The 22,815-nt window shown below is 70.2% G+C and carries 20 protein-coding genes and 2 pseudogenes; 4 read left to right on the forward strand and 18 right to left on the reverse strand.

The window, feature by feature from the left end; genetic code table 11:
- Positions 1-24: 24 nt before the first annotated feature.
- The 4 genes from ACQ859_RS15780 to ACQ859_RS15795 form a co-directional block, all read right to left on the reverse strand.
- Positions 25-2,172, reverse strand: coding sequence for a TonB-dependent siderophore receptor (locus tag ACQ859_RS15780; protein WP_431261738.1), 2,148 nt, complete (start codon positions 2,170-2,172; stop codon positions 25-27).
- A gap of 260 nt (positions 2,173-2,432) precedes the next feature.
- Positions 2,433-2,831 carry an acyl-CoA thioesterase gene (locus ACQ859_RS15785; RefSeq protein ID WP_431261739.1) on the reverse strand — a complete coding sequence of 133 codons (399 nt, stop codon included), beginning with the start codon at positions 2,829-2,831 and terminating at the stop codon, positions 2,433-2,435.
- Positions 2,828-4,030 (reverse strand): pyridoxal phosphate-dependent aminotransferase, encoded by a 1,203-nt coding sequence (locus ACQ859_RS15790; protein ID WP_431261740.1) that lies wholly within the window; start codon positions 4,028-4,030, stop codon positions 2,828-2,830. Before ACQ859_RS15790 ends, ACQ859_RS15785 begins: the two co-directional genes overlap by 4 nt.
- A 100-nt stretch (positions 4,031-4,130) precedes the next feature.
- Positions 4,131-5,213, reverse strand: coding sequence for an ABC transporter substrate-binding protein (locus tag ACQ859_RS15795; RefSeq protein ID WP_431261741.1), 1,083 nt, complete (start codon positions 5,211-5,213; stop codon positions 4,131-4,133).
- Positions 5,214-5,475: 262 nt separating this feature from the next.
- Here ACQ859_RS15795 and ACQ859_RS15800 point away from each other — a divergent pair, with 262 nt between their 5' ends.
- Together ACQ859_RS15800 and ACQ859_RS15805 are read left to right on the forward strand one after the other, a co-directional pair.
- Entirely contained in the window at positions 5,476-7,335 is a 1,860-nt protein-coding gene (locus ACQ859_RS15800) for a glycoside hydrolase family 15 protein (RefSeq protein WP_431261742.1), read from the forward strand.
- A 43-nt stretch (positions 7,336-7,378) separates the two neighbouring features.
- Positions 7,379-8,184 (forward strand): annotated as a pseudogene (locus ACQ859_RS15805) (glucose 1-dehydrogenase); the annotation flags it as partial.
- A gap of 45 nt (positions 8,185-8,229) precedes the next feature.
- Here the strand turns inward: ACQ859_RS15805 and ACQ859_RS15810 are convergent.
- Positions 8,230-9,486: pseudogene (locus tag ACQ859_RS15810) on the reverse strand (hypothetical protein); the annotation flags it as partial.
- Between ACQ859_RS15810 and ACQ859_RS15815 the strand changes: the two are divergent.
- Entirely contained in the window at positions 9,398-9,904 is a 507-nt protein-coding gene (locus ACQ859_RS15815; RefSeq protein WP_431261743.1) for a nuclear transport factor 2 family protein, read from the forward strand. The pseudogene ACQ859_RS15810 and the gene ACQ859_RS15815 overlap by 89 nt on opposite strands.
- Before the next feature lie 21 nt (positions 9,905-9,925).
- Here the strand turns inward: ACQ859_RS15815 and ACQ859_RS15820 are convergent, their stop codons facing one another.
- On the reverse strand, positions 9,926-10,858 hold the full coding sequence (locus ACQ859_RS15820; RefSeq protein ID WP_431261744.1) for a LysR family transcriptional regulator: 933 nt from the start codon (positions 10,856-10,858) through the stop codon (positions 9,926-9,928).
- Between the two features lie 142 nt (positions 10,859-11,000).
- On the opposite strand from ACQ859_RS15820, the gene ACQ859_RS15825 reads away from it, so the two are divergent.
- Positions 11,001-12,443, forward strand: coding sequence for an MFS transporter (locus ACQ859_RS15825; RefSeq protein WP_431261745.1), 1,443 nt, complete (start codon positions 11,001-11,003; stop codon positions 12,441-12,443).
- Positions 12,444-12,566: 123 nt separating this feature from the next.
- Here ACQ859_RS15825 and nusB read toward each other — a convergent pair whose 3' ends face one another.
- The 12 genes from nusB to ACQ859_RS15885 form a co-directional block, all read right to left on the reverse strand.
- The gene (gene nusB / locus ACQ859_RS15830; protein ID WP_431266567.1) at positions 12,567-13,046 is read right to left on the reverse strand and encodes a transcription antitermination factor NusB; all 480 of its coding nucleotides are present in this window, start codon (positions 13,044-13,046) and stop codon (positions 12,567-12,569) included.
- A gap of 41 nt (positions 13,047-13,087) precedes the next feature.
- Positions 13,088-13,552, reverse strand: a complete 465-nt coding sequence (gene ribH / locus ACQ859_RS15835) for a 6,7-dimethyl-8-ribityllumazine synthase (RefSeq protein WP_431261746.1) — start codon at positions 13,550-13,552, stop codon at positions 13,088-13,090.
- Positions 13,553-13,564: 12 nt separating this feature from the next.
- Positions 13,565-14,674, reverse strand: a complete 1,110-nt coding sequence (gene ribBA / locus ACQ859_RS15840) for a bifunctional 3,4-dihydroxy-2-butanone-4-phosphate synthase/GTP cyclohydrolase II (RefSeq protein ID WP_431261747.1) — start codon at positions 14,672-14,674, stop codon at positions 13,565-13,567.
- A gap of 94 nt (positions 14,675-14,768) precedes the next feature.
- Positions 14,769-15,992, reverse strand: a complete 1,224-nt coding sequence (ribD, locus tag ACQ859_RS15845) for a bifunctional diaminohydroxyphosphoribosylaminopyrimidine deaminase/5-amino-6-(5-phosphoribosylamino)uracil reductase RibD (RefSeq protein ID WP_431261748.1) — start codon at positions 15,990-15,992, stop codon at positions 14,769-14,771.
- Between the two features lie 10 nt (positions 15,993-16,002).
- The gene (locus ACQ859_RS15850; protein ID WP_431261749.1) at positions 16,003-16,563 is read right to left on the reverse strand and encodes a type IV pilus modification PilV family protein; all 561 of its coding nucleotides are present in this window, start codon (positions 16,561-16,563) and stop codon (positions 16,003-16,005) included.
- Positions 16,560-17,666: a hypothetical protein gene (locus ACQ859_RS15855; RefSeq protein ID WP_431261750.1), complete on the reverse strand. Its 1,107-nt coding sequence runs from the start codon at positions 17,664-17,666 to the stop codon at positions 16,560-16,562. Before ACQ859_RS15855 ends, ACQ859_RS15850 begins: the two co-directional genes overlap by 4 nt.
- Positions 17,667-17,686: 20 nt before the next feature.
- Entirely contained in the window at positions 17,687-18,472 is a 786-nt protein-coding gene (locus ACQ859_RS15860) for a PilW family protein (protein ID WP_431261751.1), read from the reverse strand.
- 13 nt (positions 18,473-18,485) lie between these two features.
- The gene (locus ACQ859_RS15865; protein ID WP_431261752.1) at positions 18,486-18,935 is read right to left on the reverse strand and encodes a type IV pilin protein; all 450 of its coding nucleotides are present in this window, start codon (positions 18,933-18,935) and stop codon (positions 18,486-18,488) included.
- Positions 18,932-19,561: a GspH/FimT family pseudopilin gene (locus tag ACQ859_RS15870; RefSeq protein WP_431261753.1), complete on the reverse strand. Its 630-nt coding sequence runs from the start codon at positions 19,559-19,561 to the stop codon at positions 18,932-18,934. Before ACQ859_RS15870 ends, ACQ859_RS15865 begins: the two co-directional genes overlap by 4 nt.
- 129 nt (positions 19,562-19,690) lie before the next feature.
- The gene (gene nrdR, locus ACQ859_RS15875) at positions 19,691-20,134 is read right to left on the reverse strand and encodes a transcriptional regulator NrdR (protein WP_067271194.1); all 444 of its coding nucleotides are present in this window, start codon (positions 20,132-20,134) and stop codon (positions 19,691-19,693) included.
- Between the two features lie 16 nt (positions 20,135-20,150).
- Positions 20,151-21,401 (reverse strand): serine hydroxymethyltransferase, encoded by a 1,251-nt coding sequence (gene glyA, locus ACQ859_RS15880; RefSeq protein ID WP_431261754.1) that lies wholly within the window; start codon positions 21,399-21,401, stop codon positions 20,151-20,153.
- A gap of 395 nt (positions 21,402-21,796) precedes the next feature.
- Complete coding sequence (locus ACQ859_RS15885) at positions 21,797-22,648, reverse strand: transglycosylase SLT domain-containing protein (protein ID WP_431261755.1); 852 nt, start codon at positions 22,646-22,648, stop codon at positions 21,797-21,799.
- Between the last annotated feature and the right edge of the window lie 167 nt (positions 22,649-22,815).

The following is a 22,815-nucleotide window of genomic DNA, read 5'->3' on the forward strand; positions in this document are numbered from 1 at the left end:
CCTGTCTGATCCGGCGTGCCCGTCTTACCAGCTGTAGCGGGCCGAGACGCTGAAGGTCCGCGGATAGCCGTAGAAGCACCAGGCGGCCGACTGGCAGGTGGCGATGTATTCCTTGCCGGTGACGTTGCTCACCGTGGCCAGGAAGCGCCAGTTCTCCAGGTCGTAGTGGGCCTGGAGGTCCAGCACGGTGTAGCCCTTCGTGTTCACGCGGCTGTTGTCCGCCGCGGCGTAGGCGTAGGAACCGCCGACGTAGCGCACGCCACCGCCGACACCCAGGCCGGCCATGATGTCCTCGGGGACGCGGTAGTCGACCCACACCTGCGCCTGGTTCTTCGGCTGGCGGAACACCGGGCGGTCGGTCTCGACGACCTTCGAGTCGGTGTAGGTGTAGGAGGTGATCACGTCCAGCGTGCTGACCGCGCGGAAGCGGGCTTCCAGCTCCAGACCGCGCGAGCGCACCTCGCCCTGCTGCACCGACGCGAAGCCGTGCGTCGGATCCGGGTCCGGCGTCAGCACGTTCTTCTGGCGCAGGTCGAAGAGGGCGGCCGTGAACAGCGCGCGGTTGTTGGCCGGGCGGTACTTCACGCCGGCCTCGACCTGGCGGCCGGTCGTCGGGACGAAGGCGCGCTTGAAGAAGTCGGTGCCGATGGTCGGCTGGAACGAGGTCGAATACGACACGTACGGCGCCAGGCCGCTGTCGAAGACGTAGTTCAGGCCGACGCGCGCCGAGGTCTTGCTGTCCTTCTGCGACGCGGTGGTGCCGCCGAGCTTGTCGTCGGTGTCCGTGGTCACGCGGTCATGGCGCGCGGACAGCGTCGCGATCCAGCGGTCCAGGCGGATCTGGTCCTGCAGGTACAGGCCCAGCTGCTTCTGCGTCTGCTCCGTGTGCGTGGTGTCGGCGGGCGAGGTGATCGGTGCGCCGTAGACCGGATTGAAGATGTCCAGGGGTGGCGCGCCGGTGAAGTCGAAGGCCGAGCGCGAATCGGTCTTGACGCGGCGGTAGTCCAGGCCGGTCAGCAGCGTGTGGCGCGCGGCGCCGGTGGCGAAGGCGAACTCGGCCTGGTTGTCGATGGCGACCGACGTCGAGTCCTCGCGCGGCGTCCACACGTAGCGCGACAGCGTGCGCCGGTCCGCCGCGAGTCCGAACGCGCCCACCGTGCGGTGGTCGATGTCGAAGTCCATGTAGCGCAGGTTCTGGCGCAGCGTGACGCTGTCGTTCAGCTTGTGCGACAGCTCGTAGCCGACCGAGGCGCTTTCCTTCTTGTACCAGTCGTAGTCGGGCTCGCCGGTGAAGCGGGTCGCGGGGATCTTGCCGTTGGGATTGGTGAAGAGCGTGCCGTCGGCCGGCAGGAAGCCGCCCGCAGCGGCCGTGTCGGCCTTCTGGAACTGGCCCATCACCAGCAGCGAGGTCGCCGGGCTGAAGTTCACCAGCAGCGACGGGGCGATGGCGTAGCGGTCGTCCTTGGCGAAGTCGACGTAGGTGTCGCTCTTGCGCGCCAGGCCCGCGACGCGGAACAGCACCGAGCCGTCCGCGGCCAGCTTGCCGCCGACGTCGACGGTGAGCTGCTTCTTGTTGAAGCTGCCGAACTCCAGGCCGATCTCGTTGACCGGCACGGCGGACGGACGCTTGCTCACGCCGTTGATGAAGCCGCTGGGCGGCAGCGCGCCGTACATGACCGAGGCGGGCCCCTTCAGGATCTCGATGCGCTCGAGCAGATAGGGCTCCAGGCGGGTCTGGCCGGCCCAGGTGCCGTCGGGCAGGCCGAGGCCGTCGAGGAACAGCGCCGGGCGGAAGCCGCGCACGAGGATCCAGTCGCTGCGCGAGTCGGAGCCGAAGGCGCCGCCCACGGTGCCGGAGGTGTAGCGCACCGCCTCGTCGACGCCGGTGGCGCCCTGCAGCTCGATCTGTTCACGGGTGACGACGGAGACCGACTGCGGCGCTTCCAGGATCGAGGTGTCCGTCTTCATGCCGGTGGCGCTGCGGCGCGCGACCATGCCGTAGACGGCGCTGGTGGCGGTCTCACGGGGGCCGGTGCCGCGCACGTTCACTTCGGGCAGGGTGGCGTCGGCCGCGGCGGACCGGGCGGCGGAAGCCGCCGGTGCGGGCGCGGGCGCCGATTGGGCCAGGGCGACCGAGGACAGCGACAGGCCGGCCAGGGCCAGGGCGTGCACGAGGACGAGGGGACGCGGTGGATGAGTCATCTGGGAGGCGGAGGTGGGAGGAATCTGTGCGAATAACAATGATTCGCATCCAGATCATAGGACCAACCCACCCTTCAGAGGTAGGTGACCCACCCCCTCGACCCCCGGTCTGATGCGCTTTGACAACGCTTTCAAAGCCGGAAGGAACCGCGATCGATCGGTGTCGATCCACCGATGGTGGTCAGCCCCGGGCCTTCACCCAGAACCGCGCCGTCCCCTGCCCAGGGTCTTCAGTCGAAGGCCTTGTCCAGTTCCGGCGGGAACTCCGGCCGGCCGCGTGCGTTCAGCGCCGTGCCGGTCACCACCGCGTCCAGCATGAGCCGGTCGTCGGACTGCCGGTGGATGCGCTGATGGAAGAGGAAGCGGATCCGACCGCTGCGTTGCAGGCGGGTCCGGACGACGAAGCTGTCGCCGCTGACGAGCGAGCCCTTGTAGTCGATCTCGACGCGGGTCACGACCAGGCTGATGCCGCGCTTGGACAGCTCGCCGAACTTGAGCCCGCGGGCCTGCAGCAGCTCGTGGCGGGCGTGTTCGAGGTAGTTGAGATAGACCGCGTTGTTGACGACGTGGTCCATGTCGCACTCGTAGTCGCGGACCTTGAACTCGAGCTCGAATTCCGGCCCGGTCATGCGGCGCGGGCCTTCAACTGCTCGAGGCGGACGCGGACACGCGCGAGCGCCTCGTCGAGGTCGTCCATGCTGCTGGCGAAGGACAGGCGCAGGAAGCGTTCGCCGAAGGCGGGGCCGAAGTCGCGGCCCGGCGTCAGCGCGACCTGGGCGTGTGCCATCAGGTCCATGCACAGGTCCCAGCTGGACAGGCCCGTGCCGGACGCGTCGGCCCAGGCGTAGAACGCCCCGTCGGGCACGACGGGGACGGGCAGCCCCATCGCCTGGAGGGCGGGCACGACCCGGTCGCGGCGCCGGCGCAACTCTTCGCGACGGCGTTCGTATTCGGTGATCGACGCCGGCTCGAAGCAGGCCAGCGCGGCGTGTTGGGCGATCGTCGACGGGCAGATGTAGAGGTTCTGCGCGAGCTTCTCGACGGCGCCCACCATCGCCGGCGGCAGCACCAGCCAGCCGAGCCGCCAGCCGGTCATGCCGAAGTACTTCGAGAAGCTGTTGATCGAGACGACGTCGTCGCCGAGCGTCAGCGCGCTGCGTGCATAGCGGTCGTCGTAGCCGAGCGGCTGGTAGATCTCGTCGACGATGGTGATGCCGCCGCGTTCGCGCACGAAGGCGTGGATGGCGGCGAGTTCCTCGGGCGGGATCGAGGTGCCGGTCGGGTTGCTCGGCGAGGCGAGCAGCACGCCGCGGCTGCGTTCGTTCCAGTGCTCGCGCAGCCGCCCGAGGCTGAGCTGGAAACGCTCCGCGGCGGTCGACGGGATCAGCACCGGCGTCGCGTCCACGGCGGCGACGAAGTGCCGGTTGCAGGGGTAGCTGGGGTCCGGCATCAGCACCTCGTCGCCGGCCTGGAACAGCGCGAGGCAGGCCAGCTGCAGCGCGGCCGAGGCGCCGGCGGTGATGACGATGCGATCGGGATCGATGTCCAGCTGCTGCGTCTGGCCGTACCAGTCGGCGACGCGCTGGCGCAGCGCGCGCAGGCCGTTGGCCTGCGTGTAGGGGATGCGGCCTTCGGCGGTGAAGCGCGCGGCGGTCTCGCGGACGGCGGGGCTGGCGCCGAAGTCGGGCTCGCCGATGTTGAGGTAGATCATGCGCCGGCCGCCCTGGGCCGGATCGCAGATCGCGGAACGGGCGATCTCGTCGGCCCGCTTCGCGCACTCCATGACATAGAACGGGTCGATGTTCCCGACGCGATTCGAAAGTCTCATTCCTGCGGCGCTCGATGATGGCTCAGCCGGTCATCATAGGCGCGCGGCACCCGGGGACGGCCGCCGGAGCGCGGTCGCCGTCCCCGTCTGCCGGGGCGTGTCAGCGCACGAAGCGGTTGCCTTCGCCCACGATGGACAGGTCCGCGAAGTCCAGGCCCGAATGGTCGTTCGGGCCGTAGCTGATCTCCAGCCCGCCGATGTTGACCTTCTGCATGTTCTCCAGCGTGTCGCGCAGCTTCTGGCGCGTCGGGTGCGGACCGGCGCGGCGCAGCGCCTCCACCAGCACCTTGGCGCCGGCGAAGCCCTCGACCATCGCCGGCGTGATGTCACCATGGCCCTGGGCGGTCGAGAGCGCCTGCGCCTCGGTCACGATGGCGGCGTTGCGTGAGCGCTCGTAGGGGAACACCTGCCCGACGATGATGCCGCGCGCGTTCTTGCCCAGCGAGGCGACGAAGCCCGACGACGCGTTGTTGGACAGGGTCACGATCTGCACGCGTGAGCCGCTGTCGCGCAGCGCGGTCACGCCGTCCACCACCGCCTGGCCCGATCCCAAAATGATGACGGCCTGCGCCGAGGTCGAATGCGTCTTGGCGACGGTCGCCTTGAAGTCGGGATGGGCGCGATCGAATTTCTCGACGAAGGCCGCCGTCTTGCCGACCGCGGCGAAGCCCGCCATCACGCCGACCACCGCGTCCGCGCCGAACGAGTCGTCGACCTGGGCCACGCCGATCTTCTCGATGCCGATGAGGCTCAGATGCTGCACCGCGCGTTCGGCTTCGCGCTGGTAGGTCGCGCGGACGTTGAAGAGCCACGGATGCACCGGCTTGTGCAGCACCATCGCGCCGGTCGACGGGGCGACCAGGGGCACGCGGTACTCGGTGAGCAGCGGCATGATGGCCTGGTTGTGCGGCGTGCCGCGCGTCAGGAACAGCGCCAGCACGTTGTTGTCGACGATCAGGGTCTTGGCGTTCTCCGCCGCGAGCTTCGGATCGAACTTGTCGTCCAGCGAGATCAGCTTGATCTTTTCACCGTGCACGCCGCCGGCCTTGTTGACCGAGTCCAGGTAGAGCTTGGCGCCCTCGGTCGTTTCCTTGACGCTGGCCGCGACCGAGCCGGTGAAACCGGAGGTCTGGCCGATGAGCACCTCGGCGTGGGCGGTCGTCGCGAAGATCGTCGCGGACATGGTCGCGAAGAGGAGGGGGCGAATCAGCCCACAGAGAGTTCTCACGTGCGTTCCTGGCAGATGGTTGTGGGCCGCCATGATCGGGCGAATGGCGACCGTGATCGTGGTCATCGCGCCACGTCGGTGCACGGGGGCGAACACCGGTACGAAGCGTTGTCTCAAGGTGCGAAGCGCCGCATCACGGTGCCTCGGGCAGCCGAATGTACGCAGATGTGGGAACACCGATTGCAGGGGCTTCCCGCATTTGGCGCCAGGAGTTTCCTTGAGTTACCCGGACATCGGATCGCACGGCGTGATCGGCAACCTGCGCACGACCGCCCTGGTGTGCACCGACGGCACGATCGACTTCTTCTGCTTCCCGCGCTTCGACTCGCCCAGCGTGTTCCTGTCCCTGCTGGACGACCGGCAGGGCGGGCGCTTCAGCCTCCGGCCGGTCGACGGCGCCGGGATGCACACGCGGCAGATGTACCTGCCCGACACCAACGTGCTGCTGACCCGCCACATGTCGGCCGAGGGCCTGGTCGAGGTCATCGATTACATGCCGGTTCGAAAAAATGGTCCGCAGAGCGCCCTTGTGCGTCGGGTCCGATGTATCCGCGGCACACAGTGTTTCGAGATGTTCTGCGAGCCGCGGTTCGACTACGGGCGCGCGGCGGGCGAGGCCAGGGTGAACAGCGACGGGGGCGACGGCTTGCTGGCGACGTTCACGATGGGCGCATCGCCGGCGCCGATGCAATTGCGCAGCACGGTCCCGTTGCAGGTCGATCCCGAGGGCGTCGGCGCCGTGGGTGCCGTCGGGGCCGTGATGAGCTTGAAGGCGGGCGACGAAGTCGGCTTCGTCTTCGAATGCGTGATCGAACGGCCGACCGACGGCGAAGACCTCCACGCCTTCCTGGACGCGTCGTTCACCGACACGGTGGCGTACTGGCAGGGCTGGAGCGAGCGGTCGGCCTATCGCGGGCGGTGGCGCGAGATCGTGCAACGCTCCGCGCTGATCCTGAAGCTGCTGAGTTCGGCGGAGCACGGCGCGATCATCGGCGCCGCGACCTTCGGCCTGCCCGAGCACGTCGGCGGCGTGCGGAACTGGGACTACCGCTTCTGCTGGATCCGCGACGCCGCGTTCACCGTCCATGCGCTGCTGCGGCTGGGCTACACCGAGGAGGCGGACCGCTTCATCGCCTGGGCCAAGGACCGCGCGGACGATGACGAAGAGGGGGCCGTGCCGCAGGTGCTGTATGCCGTCGACGGCCGCCGCGTCGAAGGCGAGGTCGAGCTCGATCACCTGTCCGGCTACCGCGACTCCCGTCCCGTGCGGGTGGGGAATGCCGCGGCGGCCCAGCTGCAGCTGGACGTGGTGGGGGAACTCGTCGACGCCATGTACCTGGCCGACAAGCATGGCCCCGCGCCCTCCATCGACGTCTGGCGCCGGTTGACGGCCCGCATCGACTGGCTGTGCGAGCACTGGGACCAGCCGGACGACGGCATCTGGGAGATGCGCGGCGAGCGGCGCGATTTCCTGTCCGGACGATTGATGAGCTGGGTGGCGCTGGACCGCGCGCTGCGCATGTCCAAACGCTTTGCGCGTCCGGCGCCGGTGCTGCGGTGGGTGGAGACGCGCGACGCGATCGCGTCGCAGATCATCGACGAGTTCTGGCATCCCGGAAAACAGGCCTTCGTGCAGTACCGCGGCGGCGACACGCTGGATGCGGTGGTGCTGCTCATGCCGATGGTCAAGTTCATCGGGTCCAGCGATCCGCGGTGGCTGTCCACGCTGGACGCCGTGGGACGGGAGCTGAGCGTGGACGGCCTGGTCGCGCGATACACGACCGGCGACGGCCCCGACGCCGCCAACCTGGATGGGCTGCACGGTCAGGAGGGCGCGTTCATGGCGTGCTCGTTCTGGTACGTCGAATGCCTGGCCCGTGCCGGGCGCGTCGACGAGGCGCGGCTGCACTTCGACAAGATGCTCACCTATGCCAACCACCTCGGGCTGTACGCCGAGGAGATCGGACGCGGCGGCGAGCACCTCGGCAACTTCCCGCAGGCGCTCACGCATCTGGCGCTGATCAGCGCCGCCCTCGCGCTGGACCGCGCCATCGAAGGACGCCGTCCGCAGGCCTGAGCCCTGGCGAACACCCTTTGCATCCAGCCACTGGAGACCTCGCATGCCGCTCGTGCATCCCCTGGATCAACAAGTCGCCGTCGTGACCGGCGCCAGCTCCGGCATCGGCCAGGGCATCGCCCTGGCGATGGCGGACGCCGGCGCGGCCGTGGTGATCAACTACCACTCGCAGGAAGAGGCGGCGACGGAGGTCGTCGAGCACATCGCGCGCTCCGGCGGGCGCGCGATCGCGGTGAAGGCGGACGTCGGCTCGGAGCCCGAGGTCGACCAACTGTTCGACAAGGCGGTCGAGGCGTTCGGCCGGGTCGACATCCTCGTGGCCAACTCCGGCATCCAAAGGGATGCGCCGATCGGCGAGATGACGCTCGACCAGTGGAACCAGGTGATCGGGACCAACCTGACCGGGCAGTTCCTCTGCGCCCGCGCGGCGGTGCGCCTGTTCCGGCGGCAGGGACGGGACGAACGGCGCTCGCGCGCCCTGGGCAAGATCATCCACATCAGCTCCGTCCATCAGCTCATCCCCTGGGCGGGGCATGCGAACTATGCGGCGTCCAAGGGCGGCATCGACCTGTTCATGCGCAGCCTGGCGCAGGAGGTGGCGGAGGAGGGCATCCGCGTCAACGCGATCGCGCCGGGTGCCATCGCCACCGCGATCAACCGCGCATCGGTGGAGGACGAGGCGGCGAGGGAGAAGATGCTGTCGCTCATCCCGTACGGCCGCATCGGCGCGCCGGAGGACGTGGCCGCCGCGGCGCTGTGGCTGGCGAGCGATGCGTCGGACTACGTGGTCGGCACGACCCTGTTCATCGACGGGGGATGAGCCTGTATCCGGAGTTCCGGCACGGGGCTGAGCGGCAGCCGCAGGTCCCGGAGGAGGTGTTCCAGGTCCTTCAGCGCGGCCGCCGCCGTGCCGTAAGGACTCGAGCCGCCGCCGACGAGGGTCAGGTCTCCCATCAGGTCGGTGACGACATGCACCGCCTTGGTCCGGCCGTGAGCCCGCGCGAACGGATGATCGGGGCCGCACAGCTCGATGCCGACCGAGGCGTCGCAGGTCCCGTCCGGACGGTCGACCCGGCCCACCAGCCGCGGCACCAGTCCCTGCGCCTTCCATCGGCGGACATCGGCCAGCGTCACGTGGTCGATGCCCTGGCGCTTCATCGTCCGCACATCGACGACCTCCCCGAACGCGGCGCTGCACAGGATGGCGATCTTGCAGGCGGTGTCCCAGCCGTGCGTGTCGAGGGTCGGGTCGGACTCCGCGATGCCCAGGCGCTGCGCCTCGGCGAGCGCGTCGGCGAAGTCGCATTCCCTGTCCATCATCTCCGACAGGATGATGTTGGTCGTCCCGGTCACGATGGCGGCGAGGGACTTCACCTCGCAGCCCGCCAGGTTGTACTGGACGAGGTCGACCGTCGGCATCGCCGATCCCGCGGCGCCGCTCACCTTGAGCGCCAGACCGCGGCGGGTCGCCTCCGCATGCAGCCCGGGGAAGTCGTGGACGAGCGCGCCTTTGGAGATCGCGATCACGTGCATCTGCCGGCGGAACGCCGTCCGGATGTAGCCCAGCGCGGCGCCGCCGGTGCGGAAGTCCGTCGGGCTCGCTTCGATCAGGACGTCGGCGGGGACCTGGTCGATGAAGGCCTCGCCGGTCAGGCCGGGGGTGTAGCCGGACCGGTCCGCCAGCGCCGCCAGGCTCAATCCGGCGTCGTCGATGAGACCGGCGGAGGATCCGCAGACACCGACGACGCGGACGTCCTGATCGAACTGTTGCCGATAGCGGTCCGCCCGGGCTGCGAGCAGTTCCGCCACCTTGCGGCCGATGCCGCCGAAACCGGTGATGGCGATGTTGAGTCGGGACATGGGGAATGCGTTGCGCGCCAGTGAGCTGAGCGTGGATTCTGCGTGATGCGGGCGATGGGTCGGTGGTGACCGTATCGTGCAAGCGGTCTGGAGGATCGTGCCAGCCGTTCCCACCGACCGCAGCCACAGTGGTCGGATCGTCAGGACCTGGAGTGACCGCCATGCAGAGTGCCCCCGCCCCCGTCGTTGGACACGCGCGATCGTGCCGCTCGTCGTCGCCATCGTCCCACTGCTGTCGCCACCAGCACTCCTTGCGGAGACGCCACCGGCGCCTTCCGTCCGCGCGGACATCAAGACCGCGGAACGCAACCGTGCCCGAGTCGTCGACGCCTTCGATGCCTGGGCCCAGGGCGGCAACCGCTTCTTCGACGACCTGCTGTCGCCGTCGGTGCGCTGGACCATCCGCGGCAGCGGGCCGACGGCGGGCACCTACGTCGGCCTGGAGGACTTCGTCACACGCGCGGTGCGTCCCTTCGCGTCGAGGCTGTCGACACCGGTGCGGCCGGTCGCCGTGCACCACGTCTTCGCGCAGGGCGACGACGTCGCCGTGCATTGGGACGGGGAGGCGCAGGCGCGCGACGGGCGGCCGTATCGCAACAGCTATGTCTGGATCTTCCGCATGAAGGACGGACGCGTCACGGAGGCCACGGCCTTTCTCGACCTCGCGCCGTACGAGGACGTGATCCGGCGCGTGCCGCTGCCGGAGTGACCGGCGTCATACTGGCTTCGATCAGTGCGGTGGCGGTGACGACGGCGAGGCCATCGACCTGCACAGCTCGAAGACCATCCCACGCAGCCACTGGTGCGCCGGATCCTTGTCCAGGCGGGGGTGCCACATCTGGGAGACGGTGATCGGCTCCGTCGGCACGGGCAGCGGCAAGGGACGCAGCGCGCCCTGGGCCAGATCCGGCCGGAAGAACGAGGAGGGCACCAGCGCCACCAGGTCCGTCGCGGCCGCGATCGACAGCGCCGCGCGGAAGCTCGGCACCACCACGGCGACACGGCGCTTCAAGCCGCGCGCGGCCAGCGCCTCGTCGACCGGACCCGCGCGACGGCCGCGTCGCGAGGTGACGACATGGGCGCACGCCGCGTACGCCGCCGCATCGGGTTCACGCGCGTCCAGCAGCGCGTGGCCCTCGCGCACCGCCGCGACGAAATGGTCGCGGTAGAGCGCCTGGATCCGCACCTCGGGGCCGGACTCGCCGAGCACGCCGATGTCGAGATCGATCAGGCCCTCCCGCAGCGGACGGACGTCCTTGTCGGGCTTGGGCGCGAAGCGCAGGCACACGCCCGGCGCCTCCTCCGCTGCGCGGGCGACCAGCGCCGGCGCGAAGGCTTCGATGAAGCCGTCGTTCGCGCGCAGCGTGAAGGTCCGCCGGAGCGCCCGCAGGTCCCAGCCCGCGCCGGCCGGCTGCAGCACGGCGCGCGCGCCCTGCGCGAGCTCGCGGACCTGGTCCCGCAGGGCGAGCGCGTGCGGTGTCGGCACCATCGTGCGGCCCGCGCGCACGAGCAGCGGATCGCCGGTGGCCTCGCGCAGCCGCGCCAGCGTGCGGCTCATCGCGGATTCGCTGAGCCGCAGCCGCTCGGCGGCCTTCGCCACGCTGCCTTCGGCGAGCAGCGCATCCAGCGCGGTGAGCAGGTTCAGATCGATGTCGTCGGCCATGCGGGCACGCTAGCACGCGCGCGAGCGGTGCGGATGGCGTCGCGCGCAGGGACTCCCTGCGCCCGGCGCGCTGGTCGCATGCCCGGCCCACTCCTATGCTGGACGCACTGCCTTTCGAGCCGCCTCCCGAGGCGCCATCCCGATGTCCGTCACGCCCTCCGTCGCACCGTCCGCTGCGCCTGTGTCCTCAGCGGCCTCCGCTTCCTCCGCCACCGCCGGAGCGGCGTCCGGCCTGCCCGATGGCGACACCGACGGCGTGCCGCTGCCGCGCCGTCATGCCGCGGTCGCGGCACTTCTCGGCGCGATCGCGCTGGTCGTGCTGGATGGCGCGATCGCCAACGTGGCGCTGTCCAACATCGCGCAGACCCTGCACACCTCGCCCGCCGATGCCATCTGGGTCGCGACGGCCTATCAACTGGCCGTGGTCATGTTCCTGCTGCCCGCGTCGGCCCTGGGCGAACGCCTCGGCTACCGGCGCGTCTTCGTCGCCGGCGTGTCCCTGTTCACCGTGGCCTCGGCGCTGTGCGCGCTGGCGCCCTCGCTGGGATGGCTGGTGGCGGGGCGCTGCCTGCAGGGACTGGGCAGCGCGGCGGTGATGCCGCTCGGCCTGGCGCTGTTGCGCTTCACCTATCCGAAGCGGCTGCTCGGGCAGGCCATCGCCTACAACGCGCTGGCGGTCGCGGGCGCGTCGGCGGCCGGCCCCACCATCGGCGCCGCGATCCTGTCGGTGGCCGGCTGGCCGTGGCTGTTCGCGGTGAACCTGCCGGTCGGCGTGCTGGTGCTGATCGCCGCCCGCGGACTGCCGGCCACGCCCGGCACGCGGCGGCCGCTGGACGGGGTCAGCGTCGTCCTCAACGCGGGGATGTTCGCAGCCTTCGTGCTCGGCGGCGATCAGGTGCTGACGAGTCCGCTGGAGGGCGGCGCGCTGCTGATTGCGGCCATCGTCTGCGGCGCCCTGCTGGTCCGCCGCGAGCTGCCGCGCGCGGCACCGCTGATCCCGATCGACCTGCTGCGTTCGCCGTCGTTCCGGATGTCGATCATCGCGTCGGTGTGCTGCTTCACGGGACAGATGGCGAGCTACGTGGCGCTGCCGTTCTACATGCATCACGTGCTGGGACTGGGCGTGCTCGAGACCGGCCTGCTGATGACGCCATGGCCGCTGGCGGTGATGCTGGCCGCGCCCCTGTCCGGCCGCATGGCCGATCGCCTGCCGACGGCCTGGCTCTGCGCGGCGGGTGCGAGTTGTCTGGCAGCGGGGCTGGCGCTCTGCGCGGCCTGGCCGGTGCAGGCGGACCCTCGGCCGGCGCTGGTCGCCTTCACCGCGTTGGCGGGGTTGGGATTCGGCTTCTTCCAGACGCCCAACAACCGCAACATGCTGCTGTCCGCGCCGAAGGAGCGCAGTGGCGCCGCCGGCGGCGCGCAAGGCGTGGCACGTCTCACCGGTCAGACCTTCGGGAGCCTGCTGATGGGCTTGCTGTTCACGTGGCTGCCGGCGTCACGGGCGTCGCATGCGGGGCTCGGCATGGCCGCGGGATTCGCGCTGGTCGCGGGCCTCGTGAGCGTGTGGCGAGGTCGCGCCACCTGAAGGGCGGCACCGATCCCGGCGATGCCCGGCCGACGGGCATTGCGGTCCGGGTGGATCCCGCGCCAATGAAAAAGGCCGACGGCGCCCTTGCGGGCGCAGCGTCGGCCTCGGTCCGTGCGGCGATCAGTTGCCGCGGACGGCCTTCACCTCGACCGGGCGCAGGTCGATCGCGGCGCGGTCCAGCACGCCGTTGACGTACTTGTGGCCATCGGTGCCGCCGAAGGACTTGGCCAGTTCGACGGCCTCGTTGATCGCGACCTTGTACGGGATGTCGATGCAGTTCTTCAGCTCGTACGCGCCGATCATCAGGATCGCGTGTTCGATCGGGGACAGCTCGGTCGTCTTGCGGTCCGCGTGACGGGCCAGCACCGTGTCCAGATCGGCCGCTTCCTCGATCGCGCCATTGAACAGCTTGTCGTAGTGGCCGCGGTCGGCCTTCTCGAAGCCGTCCTGCTCACGCGTGTGCGCGTCGATCACGCCGAGGTCGTCGCCGGTCACCAGCCACTGGTAGATGCCTTGCAGCGCATGCTCGCGCGAGCGGCGGCGGGCCGACTTGGCCGGTGCCTTCTTGGCGGCCGGCTTGCCGCCCGTGTTGCCGCCCATCTTGGGAGCGGGCTTGCCGGCGGGATTGTTGTCGTTCGTGTTCACTTGAGTTCTTTCAGCAGCTGTGCCATCTCGACGGCAACGGTTCCGGCATCGCGGCCCTTGTCTTCGGCCCGGGCCCAGGCCTGTTCCTCGTTCTCGACCGTCAGGATCGCGTTGGCGATCGGCAGGCGGTGGTCGAGCGTCAGGCGCGTCACGCCAGCGCCGCTCTCGTTGGCGACCAGTTCGAAGTGGTAGGTCTCGCCGCGGATGATGCAGCCCAGCGCGACCAGCGCATCGAACTTGCCGCTCACGGCCATCGCCTGCAGCGCCACCGGCACTTCCAGCGCACCGGGCACGGTCACGTGACGGATGTCGGCGTCCTGGACGCCCAGGCGGACGAGTTCGGCCAGGCAGGCCTTGGCCAGCGCGGTCGTCAGTTCATCGTTGAAGCGCGCCTGGACGATGCCGACACGCAGCCCCTGTCCGTCCAGACGGGTCGATTGACCCTTGTCAGATCCTTGCATGCGGTCCTCGGCTCAGCAGTTCTTGTCGTGGCCGGGCTGGGCGGCCTGGAAGCCGGTCACTTCCAGCCCGTAGCCGGTCATGCTCGGCATGCGGCGCGGGCTGCCCAGCAGCTTCATGCGCTGGACGCCGAGTTCGCGCAGGATCTGCGCGCCGACGCCGTAGGTGCGCAGGTCCATGGTCTGGCGGGTGTCTTCCGATGTGCTCGGCTGCAGGCGGGCCAGCAGCGCGTCGGCATCCTCGCCGCAGTTCAGCAGCACCGCGACGCCGGCGCCTTCGCGCTGGATCGCCGCCAGCGCCTGCGGCAGCGGCCAGCTGTGGCCGCATCGGCCGGCGTCCAGCAGGTCCATCGCGGAGAAGGGCTCGTGCACCCGCACCAGCACTTCCTGGTCGGGCTGCCATTCACCGAGCACCAGCGCCATGTGGACGTTGTTCGAGCGGTCACGGAAGACGTGGCACTCGAAACGGCCTTCGCGCGTGTCCAGCGGACGCTGCGCGATGCGCTGCACGATCGATTCGTTGCGGCTGCGGTACTCGATCAGGTCGGCGATGGTGCCGATCTTCAGGCCGTGTTCCTTGGCGAAGATCTCCAGGTCCGGCAGACGGGCCATGGTGCCGTCGTCGTTCATGATCTCGCAGATCACGCCGGCGGGCGTCAGGCCGGCCATGCGCGACAGGTCGCAGCCGGCTTCGGTGTGGCCGGCGCGCATGAGCACGCCGCCGTCCTGCGCCTGCAGCGGGAAGATGTGGCCCGGTTGCACCAGGTCCGCCGCGACGGCGCCCTTGGCGACCGCCGCCTGCACGGTGCGCGCACGGTCCGCCGCCGAGATGCCGGTCGTGACGCCGGTGGTCGCCTCGATCGAGACGGTGAAGGCGGTGCCATGCTTGGTGCCGTTGCGCGTGGCCATCGGCGGCAGCTGCAGCAGTTCGCAGCGCTCGCGGGTCAAGGTCAGGCAGATCAGGCCGCGGCCATGCTTGGCCATGAAGTTGATCGCTTCCGGCGTGACGTGGTCGGCGGCCAGGACGAGGTCCCCCTCGTTCTCGCGGTCCTCTTCGTCGACGAGGATGACCATGCGGCCGGCCGCCAGCTCGGCGACCAGCTCGGGAATCGGTGAAATAGGCATGGGCGCGATTGTAGGCGGGGGCGGCCCGGTTCTCCGGGGCGCGGGGTTGCTCGACGACGGGGGAGACCGGGCTGAAGCGGCGATCAGGCGGCGATTACGCGGCCACCGGACGCAAGCGCAGGCGCAGATCGCCCCCGACGGACTGGCAGTCGACCATCCGGAAGCGTGGCGCGCCGTCGAGCGCCGTCAGTCCGCCCAGGTCGACCATGCCGCGGCCTTCGCCCAGCAGCATCGGCGCGATGTAGATCAGCAGTTCATCGATCAGCCCGGCGCGCAGCAGCGAACCGTTGAGCTTGTACCCGGCCTCGATGTGCAACTCATTGACCTGGCGCCGGCCCAGGTCGCGGATCGCCGCGCCCAGGTCGACCTTGCCTCTGACCGGATCGGCGACGGACACCAGTTCCGCCCCGCGGGCGGCCAGCGCGGCGCCGCGCTCGCCCGGCTCGGACAGCGCGTGATAGATCAGCAGTTGCCCGGGCGGCGCCAGCAGGCGAGCGTCCGGCGACAGTTCCAGCCGGGAATCGATCAGCACGCGCTGCGGCTGCAGCACGGTGTCCACGTCCCGGACATCCAGGCGAGGATCGTCCTCGCGCGCGGTGCCGATGCCGGTCAGCACCGCGCCGGCACGGCGGCGCCAGGCATGACCGTCGCGCCTGGCCTCGGGGCCGGTGATCCACTGGCTGACGCCGTTCGACAGTGCGGTCCGTCCGTCCAGGGACGCGGCGACCTTCATCCGCACGAAGGGGCGTCCGTGCCGCATCCGGGTCAGGAAGCCGATGTTGAGCTCGTGCGCCTCGATGGCGCTGGGATGCCCGATCGGCAGGACCTCGGTCGCGATGCCGGCGGCGCGCATCCGTGCGAGTCCCTCGCCGGCGACCTGCGGGTTGGGGTCGCCGAGCGCGACCACGACCCGGCCGAGGCCGGCTGCGATCAGGGCATCGCAGCAGGGCGGGGTGCGGCCGTGGTGGGCGCAGGGCTCCAGGGTCACATAGGCGGTGGCGCCGCGCACGTCCTGACCCCGGGCCTGGGCATCGCGCAGGGCCATGATCTCGGCGTGCGCCTGCCCGGCGGCTTGCGTGTGACCCTGACCGAGCACGCGGTCCTCGCCGTCGACGATGACGCAGCCGACGCGCGGGTTCGGGTCGGTGAGTCCGACCGCCGCCTGGGCGAGCCGAACGGCCTCGGCCATCCACCAGTCGTCGCGCGATGTCGACGCGCGGGCACCGTTGATCGGCGGCGGGCCAGATGGCTCAGAGGGCCCAGATGGTTGATCGATTGGCCGATCGGGCGGCAGGTCGGGCGAAGGGACTTCTTGCATGGCGCGGAGTCTAGCGGCGCGGCCCGGGCGGGCGGAGCAGCCATCCGGAGAGGGCTGGATCGGTGAGGGGGAGCAGGCTCTCGAGGGTGACGGTCCGGGCGTGACCCGCACGGTCGGTCCACTGCACCCGCAACTGCACGGGGCGCAAGGGCAGTGACGTGGAGACAGCATCCGAGGCGCTGGCGTCCGGCGGGACAGGCGCGTCCGCGGCGAGTGCAGCGCCGCCGGCGATGGAGAACACGAGGTCCGGGCCTTCCCAGCTCAGTGCCGGGGCCGGCGCGTCCGGCTGTCCGCGCCAGCGCTCGAGTTCATTGCGGGCGAGATGCAAGGCCTGGTCGTGGTGGCGGGCCTCGTCGGCGGCGATGCGCAGGCGGGCCTGGAGCGTCATGAGACTGGCCGCGGCGATCGACAGCAGCACCAGCGCGATCAGCGCTTCGATGAGCGCGAATCCGCTGCGAAGGCGACGCCCGGCGCCGCCGGGGTGATCGATCGGATGACGAGAGCGGTGAGGAGGGCCGTGAGGAGGGCTGCGGGGAGGGCTGTGGGGAGTGAGGCGCGTCATCGTCGTCATCGTGTCGGTGTCCAGCCGCCGGGCACGGGAAGGAAGCTGCCCATCTGCCGATGGATGCGGTAGAGCACGGCGGCGTCGTGGATCAACTGGACCGAGGCGGGCTTGTCCACCGGTCCCTCGCTGATCACCGCGCCGCGCAGCGAGGCCGGCTGGCCCGCGGGCGGATGCCAGGCGAGGCCGTCCCGCGCGTAGATCACGCCTTGCGGATGGCCGCCCGCGAGGAGGTCCAGCCGCCCGTCGACGATCAGCACCAGCGGCGAGCCGTCCAGCGCCGACGCCGGCCATTCGGACAGGCGGGCGTCGCCGTCGATCCAGATCAGGCGCCGGCCGCGCGCCAGTGCCTGTGCCAGCGAGGCGCCGCAGTCGTCGAGGCAACGCAGCCGCGTGATGGCGGGTTGGTCGCGGTACCGCCCTGGCGGATAACCGAAGACCTGGAGAAAGCTGCCCGGGGTGTTGACGAGGGCGGACGCCGGCGGCACGCGCAGTGCGCTGAGCAGCGCCAGTTGCTGCGAGGTCTCCGCCACCCCGACCGGCCCGCCGGACACGTCGTCGCAGTCCGCCCGGCGGTCGCTGCAGCCGCGCACGATGAGCTTCAGCTGTCCCGCGGCCCCGGCGTCGGCGAAGCGGACGCTGAACTGCGGCTGCGCCTCGCCGTCGGCGCGGGGCTCGGCGTCTGCAGGCGCTCCTGCGGTGGCCGCGCAGCGACAGGACCATCGCAGCGGACCTGAGTTCACGCAGGCCGGCATCGCCGGCCCGGCGCCGGCTGCCGACGGCGTTGACGAGGTGGGGGGTGAGGTCGGGAGCGAGGAGGGCGCGTGATAGTGGCCGTCCGGTCCGATCAGCAGGAACCGGCTTCGGAAGTCCGAGGGTGCCGTGCCGCCGGCGACCGGTGACGTCGTCGCGGATCGGCAGGTGTCATCGATGGCGCCGCTGTTGAGCAGGGCCACGGCCCAGGCCGTGCCGGAGTCGGCGGCCTCGGACGCCGTGGCGGCCCGCAGATCGTTGGCGGCCACACGCTGCGCCGTCACCAGCTGCCGCGCCGCCCAGGCGGCCCCGAGCGCCAGCACGCCCAGCAGCACCACGCACATGGTCAGCGTGGCCAACCCCCGCTCCTGTGCCCGGATCATGCGCAGTCTCCCGACAGGGCGTGGTTGTGCAACTGGCTCAGCATCTCGAGGTGGTGTCGCGCGCGCGGGTCGTGTGTGGCCTCGGCATCGATGGTCACAGTCACCAGGCGTGTGGACAGGGCGAGGGTGCAACCCGCCGCGCCGGGCGCGCAACCGGTGACGCAGGTCTCGCCCAAGGGATGGGCCTGGGCGGTGAGGCGCACCTCGAACCCGCTCACCCGCAAGAGGTCCGGATCCGTCAGCGGCTGGTAGCGACCGGCGATCAACTGGTCGATCCGTCCCTCGCTGAGCCGGAATCCGGAGGTCTCCCGGAGGCTACCGGCGCTCGGTGTGCTGCCGTCGCGAGCGAAGCTGTAGCTGACCCGGCGCCCGGAGTCTTCCACCGTCAGATCGGTATAGGGGTTGAGGATGGGGGCAGTCGCGTCGTCCTGCCACACCCCGTCCTGTGCCTTGTCCCAGAACGCCGCGCGCCGGAGGTCGCGCAGGATGAGTTCCGCCGTGGCGCGCAGTTCCTGCTGCACCTGGAGTTCCAGCATCAGCCGGTGGTGCTCGCCGAGCTGAACGCCGGCCATCGAGAAGGCGCCCGCCAGCAACAGGAGCCCGATCGTCAGGCCGATCATGAACTCCACCAGCGTGAATCCCCGGGTGGCGTTGCGCGTGACGACCCGTGAGGAGCGCCGTGGGACGCTCGGCAAGGAGTGCGGCGAGGAGCGTCGTGGGGTCACCCGGGTGAGGCTCCGTGCGAGGTGGCGCGTCGGAACTGCGAGGCGTTGTCGGTTCATCGTGTGGCCTCCTTCATTGCGGCCAGCAGGCGTCGGCCTGCTCCGCGCCGCGATCGTCGAACCCGGTCGTGGTGGTCGACCCCAGATCGAGCCGGAGCGTCAGCACCTGGCACCGGCGGTCCGCGGACTGGTTGCCCTGCGCGACGGCCTCCACCTGATACCGCGTCGCGTCGGCCCGCACGATGCGCAGGCGATAGAGCCCGCCCTTCGTCGTCGCGGGTTGCGCCAGGTCCTCGAGCCGGTCGGCATACCGGGGACTTCGAGCGCGGAAACGTTCCTGCGCGATCTGGATCGACTGCAACGCCTCGCGCGCCTCGGCGCGGCGGCCCTTGAGGACCTGGTCGCGGAAGCCGGGCAAGGTCAGCGCGGCCAACACGGACACGATGGCCAGCACGGTCAGCAGCTCGATCAGCGAGAAGCCGATCAGCGGGAGACCGAACAGCGGGAAGCCGCGGCGGTTCATGCGCACCTCGGCAGGCGGCCCAGCGCACCGTCGGGCGTGCAGCTGCGCACGCGGCCGGTGATGCTGACGATGTGACGCACGGCGCCGATGCCGGCCATGCGGACCTCGATCGTGCCGCTCACCGACACGGTCCCCTGGCGTCCGCTGAACAGCATCGACGGCACGTTGGACACGACCTCCGCCTGTCCCCGGCCGCCGGACCAGCGGGCCTGCTTGATCGCCTGCGCGCCGCCGTCGCACAGGGGCGGCGCCTCGAGGCGGCAGTCGCAGGTCGCGGATGCGGTGGCCGTGGTGGCGGACGGCGCGCCCGTGTGCAGCACGTAGCAGCGCCCGCTGCCGCTGACGGCCGACACATCGCCGCCGAAGCGCAGGATCACGTTGCGCGCGCCCTGGATCGCCTCGCTGCGGGCGAGTTGCAGGTCGCCGAGGACGGCCTGGGCGGCGTTGGCGAGCCGCTGGCGCCACAGCCAGTCGCGCAGGTCGGGCCCCGCGAGCACGGCGGCCAGCGCAACGAGGGCGATGCTGACCAGCAGCTCGATGAGGCTGACACCGCGGACGGCGGTCAGGGCCGGGCAGGGCGCCGGGCAGTGGAAGTGAGAGCGGACGGGGGGCGTGGCAGGCTGCAAGGAAGATCTCCCGAAGAGTTGCCAGGAACTCTAGGGAGATGGCCCGCGATGCGCTTCGCCTTCAGGAGGGGAAAGCCGACCCGCTGAAGGGGGCCGGCCTTTGGGGGAGACGCGTGAAAACGCGCAGTCTCAGATGTCGCGGATCAGCTGACGGAACTCGTCGACGTCCTCGAACGAGCGGTACACCGACGCGAAGCGCACGTAGGCGACCTTGTCGATCCGCTTGAGCTCGCGCATCACGTGCTCGCCCAGCTTGGTCGACGGGATCTCGCGCACGCCCGTGCTCAGCAGCTTCTCCTGGATGCGCTCCAGCGCGGCGTCGATCTGCTCGATGCTCACCGGCCGCTTGCGCAGTGCCAGCGTCATCGACGCGCGCAGCTTGCCCATGTCGAACTCGGCGCGCGTGCCGTCCTTCTTCACGACCATGGGCAGCGCGATGTCCGCGCGCTCGTAGGTCGTGAAGCGCTTGTCACAGGACTGGCAGCGACGGCGGCGACGGACCACGTCGCCTTCGTCGGACTCCCGGGTCTCCGACACTTGCGTGTCGCCGTGACCGCAGAACGGGCAGCGCATGTGCCGAGGACTCCGCTCAGCGGTAGACCGGGAACTGACGCGTCAGTTCGGCCACCTGCTCGCGCACGCGGGCCAGGTTGGCCTCGTCGTGCGGGTTGTCCAGCACGTCGGCGATCAGGTGGGCGGTCTTGCGGACCTGCTCCTCCTTGAAGCCGCGCGTGGTCATCGCCGGCGTGCCCAGGCGGACGCCGCTGGTCACCATCGGCTTCTGCGGGTCGTTCGGGATGCCGTTCTTGTTGCAGGTCATGTGGGCCGCGCCCAGGATGGCCTCGGCTTCCTTGCCGGTCAGGTTCTTCGGGCGCAGGTCCACCAGCATCACGTGGCTCTGCGTGCCGCCGGAGACGATGCGCAGGCCGCGCTCGATCAGCGTGTCGGCCAGCACCTTGGCGTTGGCGACGACCTGCTGCTGGTAGGCCTTGAACTCGGGCGTCAGCGCTTCCTTGAAGGCCACCGCCTTGCCGGCGATCACATGCATCAGCGGGCCGCCCTGGATGCCGGGGAAGATCGCCGAGTTGATCTTCTTGGCGATCGCTTCGTCGTTGGTCAGGATGATGCCGCCGCGCGGGCCGCGCAGGCTCTTGTGCGTCGTGGACGTCACGACGTCGGCATGCGGCAGCGGGTTCGGATAGACGCCCGCGGCGATCAGGCCGGCGTAGTGCGCCATGTCGACCATGAAGTAGGCGCCGATCTCCTTGGCGATCTTGCCGAAGCGCTCGAAGTCGATGCGCAGCGAGTACGCCGAGGCGCCCGCGATGATCAGCTTGGGCTTCTTCTCGCGCGCCAGCGCTTCCATCGCGTCGTAGTCGATCTCTTCCTTGGCGTCCAGGCCGTAGGAGATGACGTTGAACCACTTGCCGCTCATGTTCAGCGCCATGCCGTGGGTCAGGTGGCCGCCTTCGGCCAGGCTCATGCCCATGATGGTGTCGCCGGGCTGCAGCAGCGCGAAGAACACGCCCTGGTTGGCCTGCGAGCCGCTGTTGGGCTGCACGTTGGCGAACTCGGCGCCGTAGAGCTGCTTCAGGCGGTCGATCGCCAGCTGCTCGACGATGTCCACGTACTCGCAGCCGCCGTAGTAGCGCTTGCCGGGATAGCCCTCGGCGTACTTGTTGGTCAGCTGGCTGCCCTGGGCTTCCATCACCGCCGGAGAGGTGTAGTTCTCCGAGGCGATCAGCTCGATGTGGTCTTCCTGGCGTCGGGTCTCCTGCTGGATGGCGGCGAAGACTTCGGCATCGACGGTGGCGAGGGTCTGTTGGGTGCGGTCAAACATGATGATGTCGGCTCAAGGGTTGGCGCCGCCCGCCCGGCAGCGCATGGTCGCGGTCGCGGGTCAGGGATGACGGCGAGGCGGCGACGGCTGTCGGAACGACGGCGGCCCAGGCGAACGGCACGGACAGCCGGGGACGTCCCCGGCCGTTCGCGCTTCCCGGTGGTGGCCCACCTCGGGCGACGCCTGTGCGGAGACAGGATCGTCTCCGGGCAGGGCGCCCTGATCGCCAGTTGCGCGAAGTCCGCAGTGTAGCCGCACCGGCTCGGGGCGCCGGCCATCCCGTGACATTGTTCCCACGGCGGTGGGGCGAAGGCTTCGCACAATGAAAAACGGGTTCCGATCGGAACCCGTGTCGAAGGCGCATGAAAGGCGCGTGATCGGTGCGAATGGAACGATCAGCGCATCACGGCGGTCATCGCGACCTGCTCGCCGGTCGGGGCCGGCGCGGACGCCGGCTCACGGACCGGGCGCGGTGCCGACGGGCTGACATTGCGGCCCTGGGCGACGGCCTTCAGCAGGTCCTGCTCGGCCAGCACGCGCGAGGCGTAGCCGGTGTCGTCGGGCAGGTTGGCAGCGCCGACGTAGCGGCGCAGGCCTTCCTCGAGGCTGCCGGCGCGCTGGATGCACTCCTTCAGCACCTGGACGCCGACGCGCAGGTTGGTGACCGGGTCGAAGGCGGCGAAGTTGCCGCCGAAGGCCTCGTACTTGTCGTCATGGACGCGCGTCATCACCTGCATCAGGCCCTGGGCGCCGACGGCGCTCTGGGCGAAGGGGTTGAATCCGGACTCGATCGCCATGATGGACAGGATCAGCGTCGGCTCGACGCGGGCGCGCTGGCCGACGTCCCAGGCTTCCTTCACCAGGCGGCTGACCGGTTCCGGCGCGACGCGGTAGCGGCGGGCCAGGTAGTTGGCCACCAGCGCCTGCTGACGGGTGAGCTCCTTCGGATCGACCGCGGTGGCGCGGCTGATCGCGTCGGGCTCGGCCATCAGGGCGAGCACGTCGCCGGAGGCCTCGACGCGCGCCTCGTGGCGGGCGTTGAGCCAGCCCAGCACCTGGCCTTCCAGCTGCTGGCGCAGGTCGGCCTGGCTGGCGAAGACCAGCCCGACGGCGACGACGGCGAAGCCCACCAGGGCGAGCGTGTTGTGGCTGACGACCAGGAGGCCCTGGCCGATGTCCTTGACGAAAAGCACCAGGGCGGCTTGCGCCTGGCGGGGCAGGGATAGCAGGTCTGAACGCGCTGTCATGCGACTCCTTTCTCCGACCACACCCGGTGTGTGTCTGGCGAGCCGCTCGAAGCGTTCACTCGCCGGACACCCACCTGGGGGTGGTGATAATGGGCCGGCTCGGGCGTCGTCGACGGCCTGGAGGGCTCTCAGAGGGCTCCAGGCTCTTGATGCGACAGACGGGCGAT

This window comes from Roseateles chitinivorans (assembly GCF_050632235.1).
GTDB lineage: Bacteria > Pseudomonadota > Gammaproteobacteria > Burkholderiales > Burkholderiaceae_C > Roseateles > Roseateles chitinivorans_A.